The organism is Apibacter muscae, assembly GCF_007845595.1.
In the GTDB taxonomy this organism is placed as follows: domain Bacteria; phylum Bacteroidota; class Bacteroidia; order Flavobacteriales; family Weeksellaceae; genus Apibacter; species Apibacter muscae.
The window spans coordinates 70,947-88,233 of the sequence record NZ_SELI01000020.1 but is presented as its reverse complement, the minus strand read 5'-3'; the positions used below and the strand labels follow the sequence as shown (position 1 = coordinate 88,233).

Genomic DNA, 17,287 nt, shown 5'->3' with positions numbered 1-17,287 from the left:
AAATAAAAACAATTAACCTAAACTTATTGTTAGCTTAATCTAATTTTATATTTTTGTATTTCTAATTTTAGAATAAATGAAATTTTATTTATCACTGGTAAATTTTTTATTTTTAACACAATTTATTCATTCTCAAACTTATACCGATTCATTAAACTATTTAAAAAATGAAGTTAATGAATTAGATAAGGTTATAATAACAAGTAAGAAAAAGGATATTAAAAAATCTGAAAGCCCTATACCTACTACAATAGTGTCCTCAGAATTATTAAAAAAAAGTGGTGCCACTAATTTTTTTGATGGCATAGGAATGATTAACGGAATACAATCTCAAGTCAATTGTAATGTTTGTAACACAGGAGATATTCATATTAATGGTATGGATGGGCCTTACACTTTAATTTTAATTGATGGTATGCCTATCGTTAGCGGTTTATCAACCGTTTACGGATTAAATGGTATTCCTTCTAGCATGATTGATCGAATAGAAATTGTAAAAGGACCCGCATCTGCTCAATATGGTGCTGAAGCCATGGGAGGTGTTATCAATATTATAACTAAAAATCCTAAAAAAGCTCCTTTATTGAGTACAGATTTATCTGGATCTAGCTGGGGAGAAATAAATACAGATTTAACTTTAAAAATTAAAGCTGGTAAAAAAGTTTCCAGTTTATTAGGGTTAAATTATTTTTATTACGATCACCCTATAGACAAAAATCACGATGGATTTACAGATCTAACCCTGCAAAATAGAATTTCTATTTTTAATAAGTGGTCTTTTAAGAGAAATGAAAATAGATGGGCTGACTTTGCTTTTCGCTGGATCAATGAAGATCGATGGGGAGGTCAAATGAATTGGAACAAAGAATACAGAGGTAGCGACGAGGTATATGGTGAAAGTATTTATACGAAAAGGTTGGAAGCTCTAGGTACTTATCAACTACCAATTAAAGAAAAGGTTTATACTCAATTTTCCTATAATTGGCACAATCAAAATTCTTGGTACGGGAATAAGCCTTTTATGGCTACACAACAAATTCTTTTTGCTCAAACTTATTGGAATAAGAATATTCATTCACATAATCTTATGATGGGTGGTACATTTAGATATACCTATTACGATGATAATACCCCGGCTACAGCTTCTTCAGATGGATTAAAAAATAAACCATCTCATAGATATTTACCCGGTTTCTTTGTGGAAGATAATTGGATTTTTAATGATAAGAATAACTTGTTAATAGGATATCGTTATGACAATGATAATATTCACGGTTCAATTAATTCACCTAGAATCGCTTATAAATATAAACTAGACTCTAAAAACACTTTCCGTATGAGTCTAGGAAATGGTTTTAGAGTTGTTAATATATTTACAGAAGACCACGCCGCACTTACAGGGGCCAGGGATGTAATTATTGAAAACACTCTAAATCCTGAAAAATCCTATAACTCTAATATAAATTATACCACGTATATAACTACCAACAACTTTAATTTAAATTTAGATATTACTGGATTCTACTCTTATTTTACCAATAAAATTGTTGCAGATTTAGATACGGATCCTAAAAAAATTATTTATAATAACTTAGACGGACATGCGATCTCTAATGGTATTTCTCTTGATACTGAATGGACCTTTACTTTCCCCTTAAAAATTACCACAGGAATTACTTATATGAATGTTTATACGAGAGAAAAAAATGAAAATGGGATTTTTGAAAAAAAGAATCAATTGTATTCCCCCAAATGGTCTGGTAATTTCATTTTAAATTATAGTTTTAAAAATAAACTATCCATTGATCTTACTGGTACTTGGAAAGGTCCTATGCTATTACCCATTCAACCTAACGATTATAGAAAAGAATATTCCCCATGGCAATGGATCGCTAATATACAAATTACCAAAGGCTTTACAAATGGGTTTGAAATCTATGGAGGAATAAAAAATTTATTAAATATTAAACCTAAAAATCCTTTGATGCGTCCTTTTGATCCTTTTAATAAAACAGTGGATGATCCGATAAATAATCCTTGGGGATATACTTTTGACACGGCTTACAATTATGCTTCTTTACAAGGAATCAGGGGATTTCTTGGAATAAGATATACAATTTTTTAATAAAGTTAACCTTGTAGTTAACTTTATTAAAAATTTAAATAATCGTTTAATTATTAACTTTTACAAAAAAAATTTTAATTAGCATGTACAAGAAATAAACTTCAGCTAATAAATATTAACAGCCATATTTTCTTTCAAAGAAATAATTTAATAGTAAGCCTAGATTGAATATTAAATTCTTGGAATAATTTCAAGAACTTTCCTTTTGAATTATTCTACATTTTTTAAATTAATGAACTTCTTTAACAAATTGGTTTTATATTTAAAATCTTTTCAACTTAAATTTCTAAGTTTTCTTTAATGTAAACAGAAATGTAAGACCCGAAGGGATATTTTTTTTAATAAATATTTCTCCTCCATGAAGTTGTATTGCGTTTTTAACAATGGACAAACCTAATCCAGTTCCCCCATTATTTCTTGTTCTCCCCTCTTGTGCTCTATAAAATCGTTCAAACAACCGATTGAAATATTTCTCATCAAGACCTTTTCCCGTATCACTATAGGAGAAGTATAAATAACTTTCATCTTCTTTATAGTTATCAATAATTATCTCTATGTTTTCTCCTCCGTAATTAATTGAATTTTCTATAAGATTCTGAAAAACAGAAAATAAAAGAGTATAATTCCCTTGTAGAGTAAGTGCTTTATCAACTAATAAATTTAAATGTATTTTATTTGCTAATAACCGATCTGATAAATTAATTCTTACTTCCTGTATTAATTGATATATTGAAACAGGCTCCTTTTTAAATTGTTCTTTTGCTTCTTCTAATTTACTTATTAGACCTATATCTTCTACAAGATCAGACAAACGTATGGATTGCTGATAGGCTTTGTTTATAAATAATTGTTGTTTATCTAAAGGTAACGTTTGTTCATTCAAAGTTTCTAAATAGGCTCGAATACTGGTTACCGGAGTTCGCAATTCATGAGTAATATTGTTTGACATCTCTTGTTTAATCAAGCGTGTTCTTTCCGCTTTTGTAATGTCTTTAATTTGTATTTCAAAACTATTATCTTTAAATTTTATAGCTTCAATTAACCAAACTTTATCTTCTTTATAAATGGTAACTGAAGTATGGTTTTGGTTTTCATCCGTTTTGGAAACAAATTCTGTAACGGGTCTGAAAAAATCTTGTTTAAAAATTTCTGTAAGTTCTAAAGATGGCTGATCTGTAAGTAAATTTATATATTGTATCAATTGGGAATTATAATATATTACACTATTATCGGAATTAAAAATGCCTACTCCTTCTTCAACATGTTGAAAGTGAAAAATAATCTTCTCTTGTTCTTGTTTCAATTGTTTTTCACTTTCCAGTTTTTGTTGAAATATTTCTTGAAGCTCTTCCCCTACTTCCCCTAAATCATCGTCTTGAAAAGTTACTTGTGCTGATAAATGTTTTCCTTCTTTTACCTGACTTGCCAACAATTTTAGTTGTACTATAGATTTATTAAAACGATTGGCAACAGCATTCAATAAAATAAGTACCAATATAAAAATTATAATGGTTAAGTAAATAAAGGCGTTATCCGTTTTAAAAAATTTCTGGGTTTGTATATTGTAAGGCAAAGCAACCCGTACAAAATAGTTATCAAACAATTGGGCATAATACATATATTCATGCTGTGTGGATACAGATTTTCTTATATTTATACCTCTATCTCTTAAATAGAGCGTCTGTTTAATTTCTGGTCTATTTAAATGATTCTCTAATTTTTGAATATTTTGAACATCATTGTCATACAAAACTTTTCCATCTCTTGCAATTAAGGTTATTCTTATATCTTTAGGTAATAAATCTGCAAGATGGTTTACTTTAGAAATTTCTAAATTGTTCTTTAGCAAATGTTCTTGTTGAACATAGTTATGTATAATTTGTGTATAATTGGCTAAGGAATTTTCTAAAGCCTCTGTTTTAAACTTTTTTTCTTCTTTTTGCTGAAAAAAAACTAATACAAAGGAGTACAATGCGAAAATTATTAAGAAAGTAAAGAATATTTTGTGTTTGTAGGACAATTTCATTTTTAATAAAGCTTGAGTATGTATTTTTTTTAATGAGAGAAGCAATATCCGTAACCGGTTTTGTTTATAATAAACTTTCCATAATCGCCAATTTTTTTCCTAAGTCTAGCAATATGAACATCAACCGTACGCTCTAAAACATACTCATCTTCGTGCCAAACCCTAGTCAATATATCGTTTCTAGAAAATAATTTGTTTTGATTTTTAAGTAACAATAATAAAATTTCAAATTCAGTTTTGGTTAAATTGACTGATTGATCATCAATACATACTTCTTTTCGATCTGTATCGATTGATAGATTTTTAACTTTGAGAATCGATGATTTATTTATTATTGAATCGTCAACTTTTCCGGTTCTCTTTAAAATACTTTTAACTCTTGCTATAACTTCTTTTACAGAAAATGGTTTAGTTATAAAGTCATCAGCACCAATGGAAAATCCAGTTAGAACATCATTTTCAGTATTTTTAGCCGTTAAGAATATAATGGGTATATCATTGTTATTTTTACGAAGTTTTTCTGCCATTTTATAGCCAGATATCCCTCCCATCATTACGTCTAAAAGAATTAAATGGTAAGTAGAATTATCAATTTTTTCCAGTGCTTGCTCCGCAGAATCAGCTAAGTCTACAACATATCCTTCATTTTCCAAATTAAATTGGAGAATCTCTCTAATATCTATTTCATCGTCAACAATTAATAATTGAATCTTTGCGTCCGTCATAATATTTTTAAATTATTTTATGTCGAATATCTTTCCCTTCTGTTAAATACACTACAGCTTCCGCTATATTGGTTGCAGCATCTCCTATCCTTTCTAAATTTTGATTGATATAGCCTAAAGGAAAAATGCTTTTTAAATCGTTATCATTAATTTTTTTTTCAATAAGAACTAATTCTAAGTTGTTATTTAGATTGTAAAAAAGCTGATTTACTTGTTTGTCATCTTTAATAACCTGATAAGCCAGCTCAGTATCCTCCGTTTTAAAAGCTATTAATGTATCTCTTACCATCTGATTAACCAAATCTAGCATAGCTAAGAGCTGCTTACTCTCTTTTTGAAAGTAGGAGTTAGAAACATCCACTTTTCTAAGTAAGTTAACTATATTTAAAAGCTGATCTCCTATTCTTTCTAAATTGGTGGTGCTATCTTGATAAGCAATTATCCTTCTAAGATCTGCTGCTAATGGATTGAAAGTAAAGATTGTAAAAACTACTTCCTCTCTAATTTTCATTTCTAAACGATCAATGATAATTTCATTCTCATTAAATTCCATGTACAATTCATCAATGCGATTGTTAGTAAGAAGTTTCTGAGTGATTTGAAGTTGAGTTAACACAGTTTTTGAAATTAATTCAAAATCATTTAGTAATATTTCTAATTGTTTTATTTTTATAGGTAACATGGATGTAAATTTGTATTTAGCTAAAAACTCCGGTTAAGTAATCTTCTGTTCGTTTATTGGAAGGCTTGGTAAACATTTGTCTTGTTGAATCATATTCAACTAACTCGCCTAAATACATAAACATTGAATTATCAGAGATTCGGGCTGCCTGTGACATATTATGGGTTACAACGAGTATCGTATAGTCCTTCTTTAAATCCAAAATCAATTCTTCAATTCTATTGGTTGAAATAGGATCTAGTGCTGAAGTAGGTTCATCCATTAATAAAACCTCAGGTTTTAAAGCTAAGGCTCTAGCAATGCATAATCTTTGTTGTTGCCCACCGGATAAAAAGGTTCCTTTTTTATTTACAGAATCTTTGACTTCCTCCCACAAACCTACGTTTCTCAAATTTTCTTCTACAATTTCTTTTTTTTGGGACTTTTTTAGTCTAATACCATTTAATCCATACCCAGCCAAAACATTTTCAAAAATACTCATGTTAGGAAATGGATTGGGACGCTGAAATACCATACCTATCTTTCTTCTTACCAATATGGGATCAATGGAAAGAATATTATTATTTTTTAATAATATTTCTCCTGAAATTTTAATGTTAGGATAAAGCTCATGCATGCGATTTATAGCACGAAGTAAAGTACTTTTTCCACATCCTGAGGGGCCCATGATCGCAGTAATTGTATTTTCATTGATGGTAGCATTAACTTTTTCTACTGCATTTTTACCTGGAGTATATGATATACTTAAATCTTTAAATTCTAAAATCGGTTGTTTTATGTTTTTTTCTATTGAATTTTCCATTTTTTTGAAATTGATTTTGCTATCACATTTATAAATAGGATAACTAATAATAAAAGCAAAGAAGAAGACCATACCAAATCTGATAAATTGGGATCGTTATAAAATTCCCATATCAGTAAAGGTATTGCACTGGTTGGTTCTGCTACATTCCAGTTAATGGTTGAAGCTCCTAAGGCTGTTACCAGCAGTGGAGCAGTTTCTCCCATAACTCTAGATACAGCCAATAATGAACCTGTAAAAATTCCTCCAAATGCGGAAGGCAATAATACTTTAAAGATAACATTGGTATAAGATCCTCCTAAAGCTAAAGCCGCTTCTTTTAAAGTAATTGGTAACATTTTAACACTTTCTTCTGTAGAACGTATAATCATCGGTAACATCATAATAGCTAAGGCTACGCTACCAGCTAACGCAGAATAAGAATGCATAGGTTTAACTACCCAAATATATACAATAACTCCTATTACTATTGAAGGGATACCCTGCAACAAATCTGTTAATGAACGAATCAACTGTACGTAAAAATTATTTTTCTTTTCTGCTAAAAATATACCTGTAAATATTCCTACAGGTATAGATATTAATATAGCCATAGCTAGAATTAATAAACTACCGGTAATTCCATTTAATATTCCGCCAGGTATTAAGTCATCACTCATTTTTGCTAACATTGCATCCATAGAGGTTGGAGCAATCTCGGTAAATAAACTAAAATTAAATTGTTTATATCCTTTTTTTATCAATTCCCACAATATAAGAAATAATGGAATCATTGAAATGAAGGAAATTATGCAAATAATGTAAAAAAATATTTTACTTTTTATTTTTCTATAGGTTAGATTTGAGGTTATCATGATTTAGATTTGTTTACAGGATTAATAACTCTCATGCTATATTTAGCTATAAAATTGATTATAGCTGTTATTAAAAATAATAATAGTCCTATGGCTATTAATGAACTTAATTTTAATCCGCTTGCTTCTCCGAATTGATTGGCTATAATACTTGCCATAGTGTTTCCTGTATCTCCAATAGAAGTTGGAATTAAATTGGTATTACCGATTAGCATTGTTACAGCCATAGTTTCTCCTAAAGCTCTCCCTAAAGCCAATATGTAAGAAGTAAATATTCCTGAACCAGAAAAGGGCAATGAAACTTTTGTAATCACTTCAATTCTTGTAGCCCCCAAACTATAAGCAGCTTCTTTTAAATCGTTGGGAACCATGGATATAAACTCTGTACTTAAAGAAGAGGCATAAGGTATTATCATTATCGATAAAACTAAGGAAGCGGCTAAAATACCAAATCCACTACTATTTACACCCAAACTTACTAATACTGGGCATATAACATAAAACCCCCATAGTCCATAAACTATGGAGGGTATACCTGCTAATAAATCTACAATAGAACTAACTATGGAAGAAAGTTTGGATCCTTTAAAGTATTCTCCGTTAAATACAGCAATAGGAAAGGAAAAAAATACACAAAAAACTAGAGCTAAAATGGACGTTAATAATGTGCCTGATATGAAAGACAATGCTCCATATTGTTCATTTTTTGGATCCCATTGATCTGAGGATATAAATTTAAAAATTCCTATTTCAGAAAATGCTTTTAAACTTTGAATCACTAATGCATATACAATCCCTGTAGTTATTAATAAAATAATTATAGAAGATAAATAAAGTAAAACTTTAAACAATCGATCTTTCATTGAGTCATCTATATGTAAATAGAAATATTTTTAGTTTTTTTAATATTATTCAGCAACTGGTTTACCGTTATAAGTCATGGTATTTAAAATAGCATGAACTCTTTCAACCGCTTTTTCCGGAATTGGCGCATAGTTCAAACGAGAAGCACCTTCCTGTGACTCTGGGCTAACTATAAAGTTTAATAAATTTTTTAATGCTTGCGCTTTTTCTACTCCTCTGTTGTTATAATCTTGTTCTTGATATACAATGATCCAAGTAAAAGTACTTATAGGATATGCATCTGGAGAACTTGAATTAGTGATCATTATACGAGTATCGTCCGGCAAATCAACATTGGCTGAAGCTGAAATACTTTTAGAATTAGCTTCAATAAATTTTCCTGAAGAATTTTGCAAAGCTGCAAAAGGTATATTTTGTGCTAAAGCATATTCAGACCCTATATAACCAATGGCTCCTTTTGTTTTTGAGATAATTCCCGCAATCCCAGGATTACCCTTTGCTGCTATACCTTTAGGGAATTCTAAAGATTTTCCTGCTCCAATTTTATCTTTCCATTGCTGATTAACCTTAGACATATAATCTGTAAATACAAAAGTAGTTCCGCTTCCATCGGATCTATAAACAGGAGTTATTTCTAAATCTGGGAAATTTATTTCCGGATTAATCTCTTTAATTTTTGGATCGTTCCAGTTTTTGATATTACCTAAATAAATATCTGAAATAATAGACGATGTTAAATTAATTTTGTCTATCCCTGGCAAATTATACGAAAGAACTACAGCTCCCATGGCAGTTGGAATATGCAAGATATTCCCTCCCATTTCTTTTATTTCTTCTTCAGAAAGGTAAACATCTGTAGCACCAAAGTCAACCGTTCTGTCTTTTAAGCTTCTTATACCGCTTCCACTTCCAGTTGCCCCGTAGGTAACTTCATTCCCTGTTTTTTTAGTAAAATCTTTAAATACTAAAGTGTAAAATGGGGCTGGAAAAGTTGCTCCTGCTCCGGACAATTTAGTGCCTTTTTTTTCTCCTCCGGAATTACAAGCAACTAAAGCTATTAGAGCTGTAAATAATAAAAAAATGTTTTTTTTCATTTTCAAAATTTTAAGCAATAATAGCTTTAATTCGTAACAATTATATTACAAAATTGTTACGATATAGTTAAGTAGTTATAATTAACAAAGGCAATAACTGGATTAAATAAACACATCTGTTGAAATGAATTTTAGATTTGATTTAAATAAATTTATAAACCAAAATTTTTAATTTTAATTAGAGTAATGATAAAAAATAAATTATAATTCAGAATTGTAATATACTTTATAGTAAAACATTTTTTTATCTTCATCATACCCCTGTTCCATAAAATCTTCTGATGATTCTGGAGAATTAATATCTAGTTTTATCTGTATATGAGTATCAAGCTTTATATCTGTTTTTATTTTTCTTTTCTCACGATTTAAAGCTACTGTAGAAACATCAAAAATTTCAGAAAATTGTAAAGCGCTTGTCTCGGAGTATTCTTTTTTGTAATTCTTAAATTCTTCGGTTACCCCATAATTATCCAATAATTCTTTTTCTAAAAGCTCTTGAGAAATGGTCTCGTTTTCATTAAAAACTTGTAAACAATTGCCAATAAATTCTGTTTGCACTTTTTTTCCTTTCTCTTCCAAAATGTATTGTTGCGAAAAATCTGACAATAAATGAATATAATTCTTTGTTTGATAAGCATCGTCTTTTATGTAATCTACATCTAAAAATGATTTTTTCCAATATTCTGATTCTACTTGAGCATCGTCATGGGTGAGTACTAAATATCCGGATTCTTTTTGTACATTCAAAATAACACAACCTTTATCCAAAGATGATTTTAGTCGATACCCTTTTTGTATAGCCATTTCAACAATATCTGATTCACGAAATCTTAGAAATTTATTTTTGTTTTCCAACTTAAATATCCCAATACCTTTTACTTTAGATTCTTGCCCTACATCTATCCCTTCTAATAAGGCTATAAAAACTTCACCTTTTTTTATTTGTGGATGGTTCGAACGTTCCAATAGATGATCCAATACTTTATCTGAGAATTCTACAAAATCTTTATCTTCATCAAATATATCTTTACATAAAGTATATAAAACATTGAAGTTTATATCTTGTGTATAATGAGTAAATTGATAATATTCTGACTGGTTTTTAAATGGAGTTATGAAGAAAGGTTGCAATTCTTCTTCTTCTTTTTCACTTAAGTGAAAAAGATCTCCAGCATAAACATTCTTTTCTTCTCTTAGCTTATTACCAACAGATTGTAAAGTCAGTTTAGTTATTAGCGCAGTTCTTAAATTAATCATTTTAATTTATAATCTTTAAAATTGTACAAAAATACCTTTTAATTCTCTCTCTTTAAAATTCTTATTCCAATGGAATTAGTATTTTTGTCATTAATAAAGAAATTTGTATGGTTCTATTGCCTTGTTTTTACTTTGCCCCTATTTCGTATTACAATGTTTGGGGATTACATAAGGATAAAGCTATTGAAAGGTGGGAGAATTTCCCCAAACAAACTTATAGAAACCGATGTATTATTCAGGGAGCCAATGGTAAACTTCCATTAATAATTCCTATTGAACATTCTGGAGCTCGTATCATTAAAGATATAAAAATATCTTACTCAAGCGCATGGCAAAAAATTCATTGGAAATCATTACAATCTTCCTATCAAAGTTCTCCTTACTTTGAATATTATGAAGATTCATTATCAAAAATTTTTGAAAAGAAGGAGACTTTTCTTTTTGATTTAAATTTGAGTACTTTAGAGTGGGCATGTAAAATTCTTGATTTAGACAACAATTTTATTTATACTCAGGAATACATTCAAAAATCAGAAATCATGGATTTTAGAATTTCATTTAATGCTAAAAAAAATGATGAATATAAAAATCCATATTATATACAGGTTTTTTCTGATCGATTTGAATTTATGAATAATCTATCAATTTTAGATTTGGTTTTCAACGTTGGTCCGAAATCTGCTAATTATATTAAAACATTTTAAAAAAATACATATTTAAATGAAAAAAATACTTTTAAGCTTAGGTATTATATTTACAATTACCTCAGCTTCTTTAACTGGACAGGTGGTTAGTCAACCGGTTGATTCTACCTACTTAAAGAACTGGTATCATCAAAGTTATGAAAAAACTGGTGTTTTTGGAGTTGGAACTAATGAAGCTTTAGACTTTTTAAAGTCTAAAGGGTTAAAACCCTCACCAATAATTGTTGGTGTTATAGATAGCGGTGTACAAATAGACCATCCTGATTTAAAAAACAATATTTGGGTAAACATAAAAGAGATTGAAAAAAATGGAAAAGACGACGATGGAAATGGATATATTGACGATGTATACGGTTGGAGCTTCATAGGTAATAAAAATGGGAAAGATGTAGATCATGATACTACTGAATCTACTCGTATAGTTGTTAAATACGAAAAGTTATTTGAAACCGGAGACCCTAAAACCAACGAGTCCAATCGCAAAAAATATTCAAAAGAATTTAAAGAATACCAAAGAGCGAAAGCGAAATATGACGAAGACTATGCTGAGGCACAACAGAATTTAAACCAAATAAATTCTCAAAAAGCTATGATAGGACAGATGACTTATGCTTTACAAGAGGCTTTAGGTGATAAACCATTAACAGTAGCAAATGTTAAAGCGGCTACATTCCCTAATGATCAGATTAAACAAGCATTCTTACACATGTCTGAAGATGAAGAAATTAGCGGTAAAAATGCGGATGAAATTAAGAAAATGTTTGATGAGCAAATAAAAGATGCTGTGGATTATTATTCCAATAAGTTAAATTATATGCTTAACAAAGAATACGATCCTAGAGGAATAGTTGGAGATAACTACGAAGATGTTACAGAGAAATTTTATGGAAATAACCAAGTAGAAGGTCCTGATGCTTTACACGGAACACATGTATCTGGAATTATTGCAGCAGAAAGAAACAATCATATAGGAATGGATGGCATTGCTGGTGATGTAGCAAAAATATTAGTGGTTAGAGCTGTACCAGATGGGGATGAAAGAGATAAAGATGTTGCTAACGCAATTATTTATGCTGTGGATAACGGAGCAAAAATTATTAATATGAGCTTTGGAAAGCCTTTTTCTCCTAATAAAGAAGTAGTATGGAAAGCTATGAAATATGCTGAGAAAAAAGGGGTTTTACTGGTTCATGCTGCGGGTAATGATAATATGAATGTAGATACGGAATATAACTTTCCAACCAATTTTAAAGATAATGAACATAAATCATTTGTAAACAATTGGATTACCGTGGGTGCAAGTACTAAAGATAGTTTAAAACTCAAAGCTTCTTTTTCTAATTATGGAAAAGAACGAGTAGATATTTTTGCACCGGGTTCTGAAATTTATTCTACGGTAACGGGTAGTAAATATAAATTTTTACAGGGTACAAGTATGGCTTCTCCGGTGGTTGCTGGATGTGCTGCTCTACTTTGGTCTTACTTTCCAGGTTTAACTGCTGAACAGGTAAAAGAAATTTTATTAAAAACTGCTAATGTATCTACAGTTGCAACAACTGCAGGTGGAGAGAGTGATAATAGTCCTAAAATCACAGTTCCTTTCAATGAACTTTCCATGAGCGGTGGAGTTGTTGATGTTTATAAAGCAGTAAAATATGCTTATGAACATTATCCTTCTAAGGAAACTAAAAAATCTTCCAAGAAATAAATTGTTTAAAATGAAAAATCCTGAATTATAAATTCAGGATTTTTTTTGATTATATTTTTGAACTCTTATTAATTTTCTGATATACCTTCAGTCAATGATTTAATAAGATTTTTAAGGGGTTTCTCAACCATAGCAGATATAAACATATTAAATTTTCCATCGAAGCTAAATTGCACATGGCAAGATTGCTCATTAATATTTTCAATTCTAAGGGATAAATCAAAATTTAAAGTTTCTTTGGCAGAGGTTAAAATTATCTTTGAAAATGGTTCTTTTTCCTTAAACTTTAAAGCTATTTCAGGCATACCCTTTAATGCAAAAACAAATCCATCTTCCGTAACCTCAAACTTCTCAGTATTTTCAGGCATAAAGCTTTTAAATTCTGAAGGATTTTCTGCTTGTTTATAAACTTCCTCGGCTGATTTATGAACAACTATTTTATCTCCCTTTATATTCATTTTTTGTATTTTTGATAAAACTTAAAAAAACAAATGTACAAAATTTCAGTAAACGAAAAATTTCTATCCATAGGCAAAAAAAAAGTTAAAGGTGCCATTAACTTACCTTATAGCCCTACTAGCTTTCAAACATCTTTTGAACTGCTTTACAATTCCAAAGAAGTTCGTTATGTAAATATTTTTTCTAAAAATAAAAAAAAGACTTGGGCTAAATTTCAAGAATTTGCATTGCCCATTTATGCTGCTGGTGGAATCGTACATAATCAGTTGAATGAATTTTTATTTATTAAAAGAAATGGAATTTGGGATTTACCAAAAGGGCATGTTGAAAAAGGTGAAAGCTTTGAAGAAACAGCCCTAAGAGAAGTTGAAGAAGAATGCGGAATTAAAAATTTAGAATTAAAGGAATTTTTAAAAACTACTTATCATGTTTATTATTCTAAAGATCAATATTATTTAAAAGTTGTACAATGGTTTTCATTGTTTTACATGGAAAATAAAAGTCCTAAACCGCAAATTGAAGAAGGTATTGAGATGGTTAAGTTTGCTTCTAAGAAAGAAGTGTCTACGTTTATGAAAAATACATATCGTACTATTTATGGTCTTTGTAATAAATATATTCTTAAATAAAAATTTTATAGTTAAAAAAATGAGAATAATTAAATTCTCATTTTTTTAGATTATAAATTTCAATTAAAAAGAATACTGCATACCAAATTTAATTCCAAATTTATTTACCTTTTTAATATCTAAATAATTTCCTCTCCAGTTAAAATCTACTCTAAAAATTCTTAGATTTCCAAAACCTATATTTTCAATTCCAAACCCATATTCATAGTAAATGTCTTTATTAGGTGCAACATATTCAATATTGGAAGCATTCATGCTTTTGGAACCATCGGAAATATCTCCCCAAGCTCCTCTGAAAATAAGAACTTCTCTTAGTTGAAGTTTTTTAAGTAGAGGTATATAAGAAAATATTCTCCCGTTAAAATGATGTTCCAAGTGCATGGTTGCATATACATCTGTGACAAAGTCATAATAATTTAATAAGGCAAAAGTATTAGGAATGATTCCGTAAGATTGATTCCCCGGTATAACGCCTAAAAGTGATACGGGTAGTTTGTTAAATGTTTTTCCAAATTCCGTAGTTATATCGGTTCTACCAATAGGTCCCCAAAGTATGGGTTGGCTATACATGAATTGAACTTTATCATAGTTAAATCCGCTGTTAAAAGCTCCTTTAATTCCTCTTACATATTTTAAAATAAACGTTGGCGCTAAAGTTGTATGTTCAAATCTATCTAATCCATATCGTGAGTATTTGGCTCCCGGTCTAGCTTCAACACTAAAGGTAAGATGTGTATCATATAAATCTTGCTTTATGTTTCCAAATTTATCGTAATAACCAATGTCAAATTTTTCAGGATTTGCTGATTTTATAAACTGATACGTTCCATCTAATCTTAATTGAACATTTTTCCATGGCTCTATTGAAACAAAGGCGTTTGTTTTATTTACAGAACTTAGAAATTCATTACTACCTCTTGATATAATTGATGATGAAGCAAAAGATCTACTCATTATACTTTCTCCTTCAGTTAATGATACTCCTAATTGAGATATATCTCGTTTAGTACCTAAACCAATAGTAAATCTATTGAATTTATTAAACATTAACCTACCTTCTGCTCCATATTTAACTTGCTCATCTTTAAATCCATAGGCTGTATAACCTTCTAGTCTCCACATATCATTAGGAGTAAAATAGGTTCTAGCACCCAATCGTAGTCGTAATCCTTCTACATCATTATACCCTATAAATTGGTATAAGTTACCTATATCAATAGCTTTGCCTACATTTACATACCCTGAGGATAATATTTGCACCAAATTAGTTATGTCTCTATAAAGTTTTGTTTTGGAAACCTTTGTAATTACTTCAGTCGCTTTCAAATCGTCATCAGATAATTTTTCTAATCTATGTTTTTCCCAAAATTGATCTTTTTGTTTATAGGCTCCTCCAGATATTGGTTCCCATTGTTCATCTAAGAGTGTATCAATTTTACTTGATGGCTCATCAAATAAATAATTGTCATAGATGAGAGTTCTTTTTGCAAACATACCTTTAGATTTATCTTTTTTCGTAATTAAAGACATATCCAGGTTGGTGTAATACTTTAAAGGCAAAAACACGGAGTCATTAACGTTTTTATAATCAAGCTCCATATAAATATCTTTTACAAAATTTACATTAATACCAGAGGCTGCTTGTAATGTCGCATGTTTAACAGCATATGTATCGTATGTAATGTAAAGGTCACCCTTAAAAGTTAATTCATTAGCTCTTCGGGGTTTATATTTTAAGTAATAGCATTTTACAGAGTCAACCATTACAGTATCAACTAACATATAATCATAAACTGAAAACCCTATGGTAGCAACAGGGCTGGTAAAACCTTTGTTAAAGAAATTTAATACATTGTCATAAATATTAACGTCTTTATAAAGGTTTTTAACTGTATTTGCTATAATGTCGTTATCACTAGGTACTCCTACTGATCTATTACCTCTAAGAAAAGACTTTTCTCGCTTGGATGGTTTATTCTCTCCTACCACTTGGGTAATAGATTCGTTTAAAAATACAGGAAGATATGTTTTCCCAAGGAAAGCTGAGGTGTCAATATCCTGAAATGTAATATCTAATTTTTTAAAAATTTTCTTACTTATAAATGCACTATCAATATTATTTAAATCAAACTCAATTTTCTCGTACTCATTATATTGATAGTTATTAAAATTTTTCAATCCGTTGGTTTTCTTTCTCTTCCAAACTTCCTGCATAATTCTATAGGCGGGATTTTCCTTTTTAGGTATTCTTTTGGGTGGAAATCCTTTAACTACAACTCCTTCTAATTTATCTGACTTAATAACTTCTCTTTTTTCTTTTTCTTCAATTTTATTTGAAAATTCTACGATTAGGTTCGAATTATTACCTTTATCCAAGGTTACATACTTTACATCAAAATCATTGGTATAGATAGCTAATCTATTTACATTTGAATCATCTTGAATTTCAAAGTATCCATTTTCATCAGAATTTGTAAAGTTCTGAGTCCCTTCAAAAAAGATAGTAGCATCCGCAATTGGTTCATTTTTATCCATATTATAAAGATGTCCATTCGCTTTGTAATAATTTATAGAGTCTGTATGAATAATTAAAGAATCATGATCTATTTTTTCTTTAAGATTTGTTTCATTACTAACTATATACTCAGAATTTGGATTGCTATTACTATTAGAAAAATTAATTTCTAAATTTAAGTTATCTCCTTTACTTAAAGGAACTGATTTGATCGGATACTTATTAGTATCTATAAATATAGAATCGGAGAACTTTCTATTTATGATTTCAAAAAAACCATTCGAGTCTGAATAGGTTTGTACATGAGAATCCTTAAAAAATATTCGTGCATTGGTAATGGGTTCTTGATTTTCTAAATCTTTAAGCGTACCTGTTACTTTTACATATTCCTGAACCAAAGGGTGAATTGGTGATTTTTTTTCGAGATCATTAGAAGAAAATTTGATAATTATATTTGAGTCTTCTTGAGAATGAAGTGGAATGATTTTCTTTTTATATCCTAAAGCTATAATTACTAATGAGTCACTAGTAGTATTAGACTCTAAATGAAAAGTCCCATCAGTGTTAGTCAGAATCTCTGCTTGTGGATGATTTGAAAAAGATATTCTAACTCCTGAAATAGGCCTTTGAATATCTTGATTAATGACTACTCCTGATATTTTAACCTGTGCAATCATGATCAATGTTTGCAATAACACAGATACAAATAATATTTTTTTTAACATAAAGCAATAGTTATAATAAAGAAAACTTTCATTTATTTGATAGTAATATCATTTAAACGAAAGTTTCTTTTAAAAATTATATTTTATAAATTTTAATAAGAAATATATTATAACAAAT

The 17,287-nt window shown here is 29.4% G+C and carries 14 protein-coding genes; 4 read left to right on the top strand and 10 right to left on the bottom strand.

Annotated elements, in window-relative coordinates; genetic code table 11:
- Positions 1-76 precede the first annotated feature (76 nt).
- Positions 77-2,125, top strand: a complete 2,049-nt coding sequence (locus ETU10_RS07955) for a TonB-dependent receptor plug domain-containing protein (protein WP_146311276.1) — start codon at positions 77-79, stop codon at positions 2,123-2,125.
- A gap of 286 nt (positions 2,126-2,411) precedes the next feature.
- Here ETU10_RS07955 and ETU10_RS07950 read toward each other — a convergent pair whose 3' ends face one another.
- The 8 genes from ETU10_RS07950 to ETU10_RS07915 all read right to left on the bottom strand — a co-directional run bounded on the left by ETU10_RS07950 (position 2,412) and on the right by ETU10_RS07915 (position 10,429).
- Positions 2,412-4,151: a sensor histidine kinase gene (locus tag ETU10_RS07950; RefSeq protein WP_146311274.1), complete on the bottom strand. Its 1,740-nt coding sequence runs from the start codon at positions 4,149-4,151 to the stop codon at positions 2,412-2,414.
- Positions 4,152-4,180: 29 nt separating this feature from the next.
- Positions 4,181-4,876, bottom strand: a complete 696-nt coding sequence (locus ETU10_RS07945; RefSeq protein ID WP_146311272.1) for a response regulator transcription factor — start codon at positions 4,874-4,876, stop codon at positions 4,181-4,183.
- Positions 4,877-4,883: 7 nt separating this feature from the next.
- Positions 4,884-5,558: a phosphate signaling complex protein PhoU gene (gene phoU, locus ETU10_RS07940; protein ID WP_146311270.1), complete on the bottom strand. Its 675-nt coding sequence runs from the start codon at positions 5,556-5,558 to the stop codon at positions 4,884-4,886.
- 16 nt (positions 5,559-5,574) lie between these two features.
- Positions 5,575-6,360: a phosphate ABC transporter ATP-binding protein PstB gene (gene pstB / locus ETU10_RS07935; protein ID WP_146311268.1), complete on the bottom strand. Its 786-nt coding sequence runs from the start codon at positions 6,358-6,360 to the stop codon at positions 5,575-5,577.
- On the bottom strand, positions 6,345-7,133 hold the full coding sequence (pstA, locus tag ETU10_RS07930) for a phosphate ABC transporter permease PstA (protein ID WP_246118446.1): 789 nt from the start codon (positions 7,131-7,133) through the stop codon (positions 6,345-6,347). Before pstA ends, pstB begins: the two co-directional genes overlap by 16 nt.
- Positions 7,134-7,210: 77 nt before the next feature.
- The gene (pstC, locus tag ETU10_RS07925; protein ID WP_146262696.1) at positions 7,211-8,077 is read right to left on the bottom strand and encodes a phosphate ABC transporter permease subunit PstC; all 867 of its coding nucleotides are present in this window, start codon (positions 8,075-8,077) and stop codon (positions 7,211-7,213) included.
- 45 nt (positions 8,078-8,122) lie between these two features.
- Entirely contained in the window at positions 8,123-9,172 is a 1,050-nt protein-coding gene (gene pstS / locus ETU10_RS07920) for a phosphate ABC transporter substrate-binding protein PstS (protein ID WP_146311256.1), read from the bottom strand.
- A 201-nt stretch (positions 9,173-9,373) separates the two neighbouring features.
- The gene (locus tag ETU10_RS07915) at positions 9,374-10,429 is read right to left on the bottom strand and encodes a nucleoid-associated protein (RefSeq protein ID WP_146311254.1); all 1,056 of its coding nucleotides are present in this window, start codon (positions 10,427-10,429) and stop codon (positions 9,374-9,376) included.
- 107 nt (positions 10,430-10,536) lie between these two features.
- Here ETU10_RS07915 and ETU10_RS07910 point away from each other — a divergent pair, with 107 nt between their 5' ends.
- On the top strand, positions 10,537-11,133 hold the full coding sequence (locus tag ETU10_RS07910) for a WbqC family protein (RefSeq protein ID WP_146311252.1): 597 nt from the start codon (positions 10,537-10,539) through the stop codon (positions 11,131-11,133).
- Positions 11,134-11,149: 16 nt separating this feature from the next.
- Positions 11,150-12,841, top strand: a complete 1,692-nt coding sequence (locus tag ETU10_RS07905; protein WP_146292942.1) for a S8 family peptidase — start codon at positions 11,150-11,152, stop codon at positions 12,839-12,841.
- Between the two features lie 68 nt (positions 12,842-12,909).
- On the opposite strand, the gene ETU10_RS07900 is transcribed toward ETU10_RS07905, so the two are convergent.
- Entirely contained in the window at positions 12,910-13,299 is a 390-nt protein-coding gene (locus ETU10_RS07900; RefSeq protein ID WP_146262691.1) for an SRPBCC family protein, read from the bottom strand.
- A gap of 33 nt (positions 13,300-13,332) precedes the next feature.
- Here ETU10_RS07900 and ETU10_RS07895 point away from each other — a divergent pair, with 33 nt between their 5' ends.
- Complete coding sequence (locus tag ETU10_RS07895) at positions 13,333-13,929, top strand: NUDIX hydrolase (RefSeq protein WP_146311250.1); 597 nt, start codon at positions 13,333-13,335, stop codon at positions 13,927-13,929.
- A gap of 63 nt (positions 13,930-13,992) precedes the next feature.
- Here ETU10_RS07895 and ETU10_RS07890 read toward each other — a convergent pair whose 3' ends face one another.
- Positions 13,993-17,169 (bottom strand): DUF5686 family protein, encoded by a 3,177-nt coding sequence (locus tag ETU10_RS07890; protein WP_146311248.1) that lies wholly within the window; start codon positions 17,167-17,169, stop codon positions 13,993-13,995.
- Between the last annotated feature and the right edge of the window lie 118 nt (positions 17,170-17,287).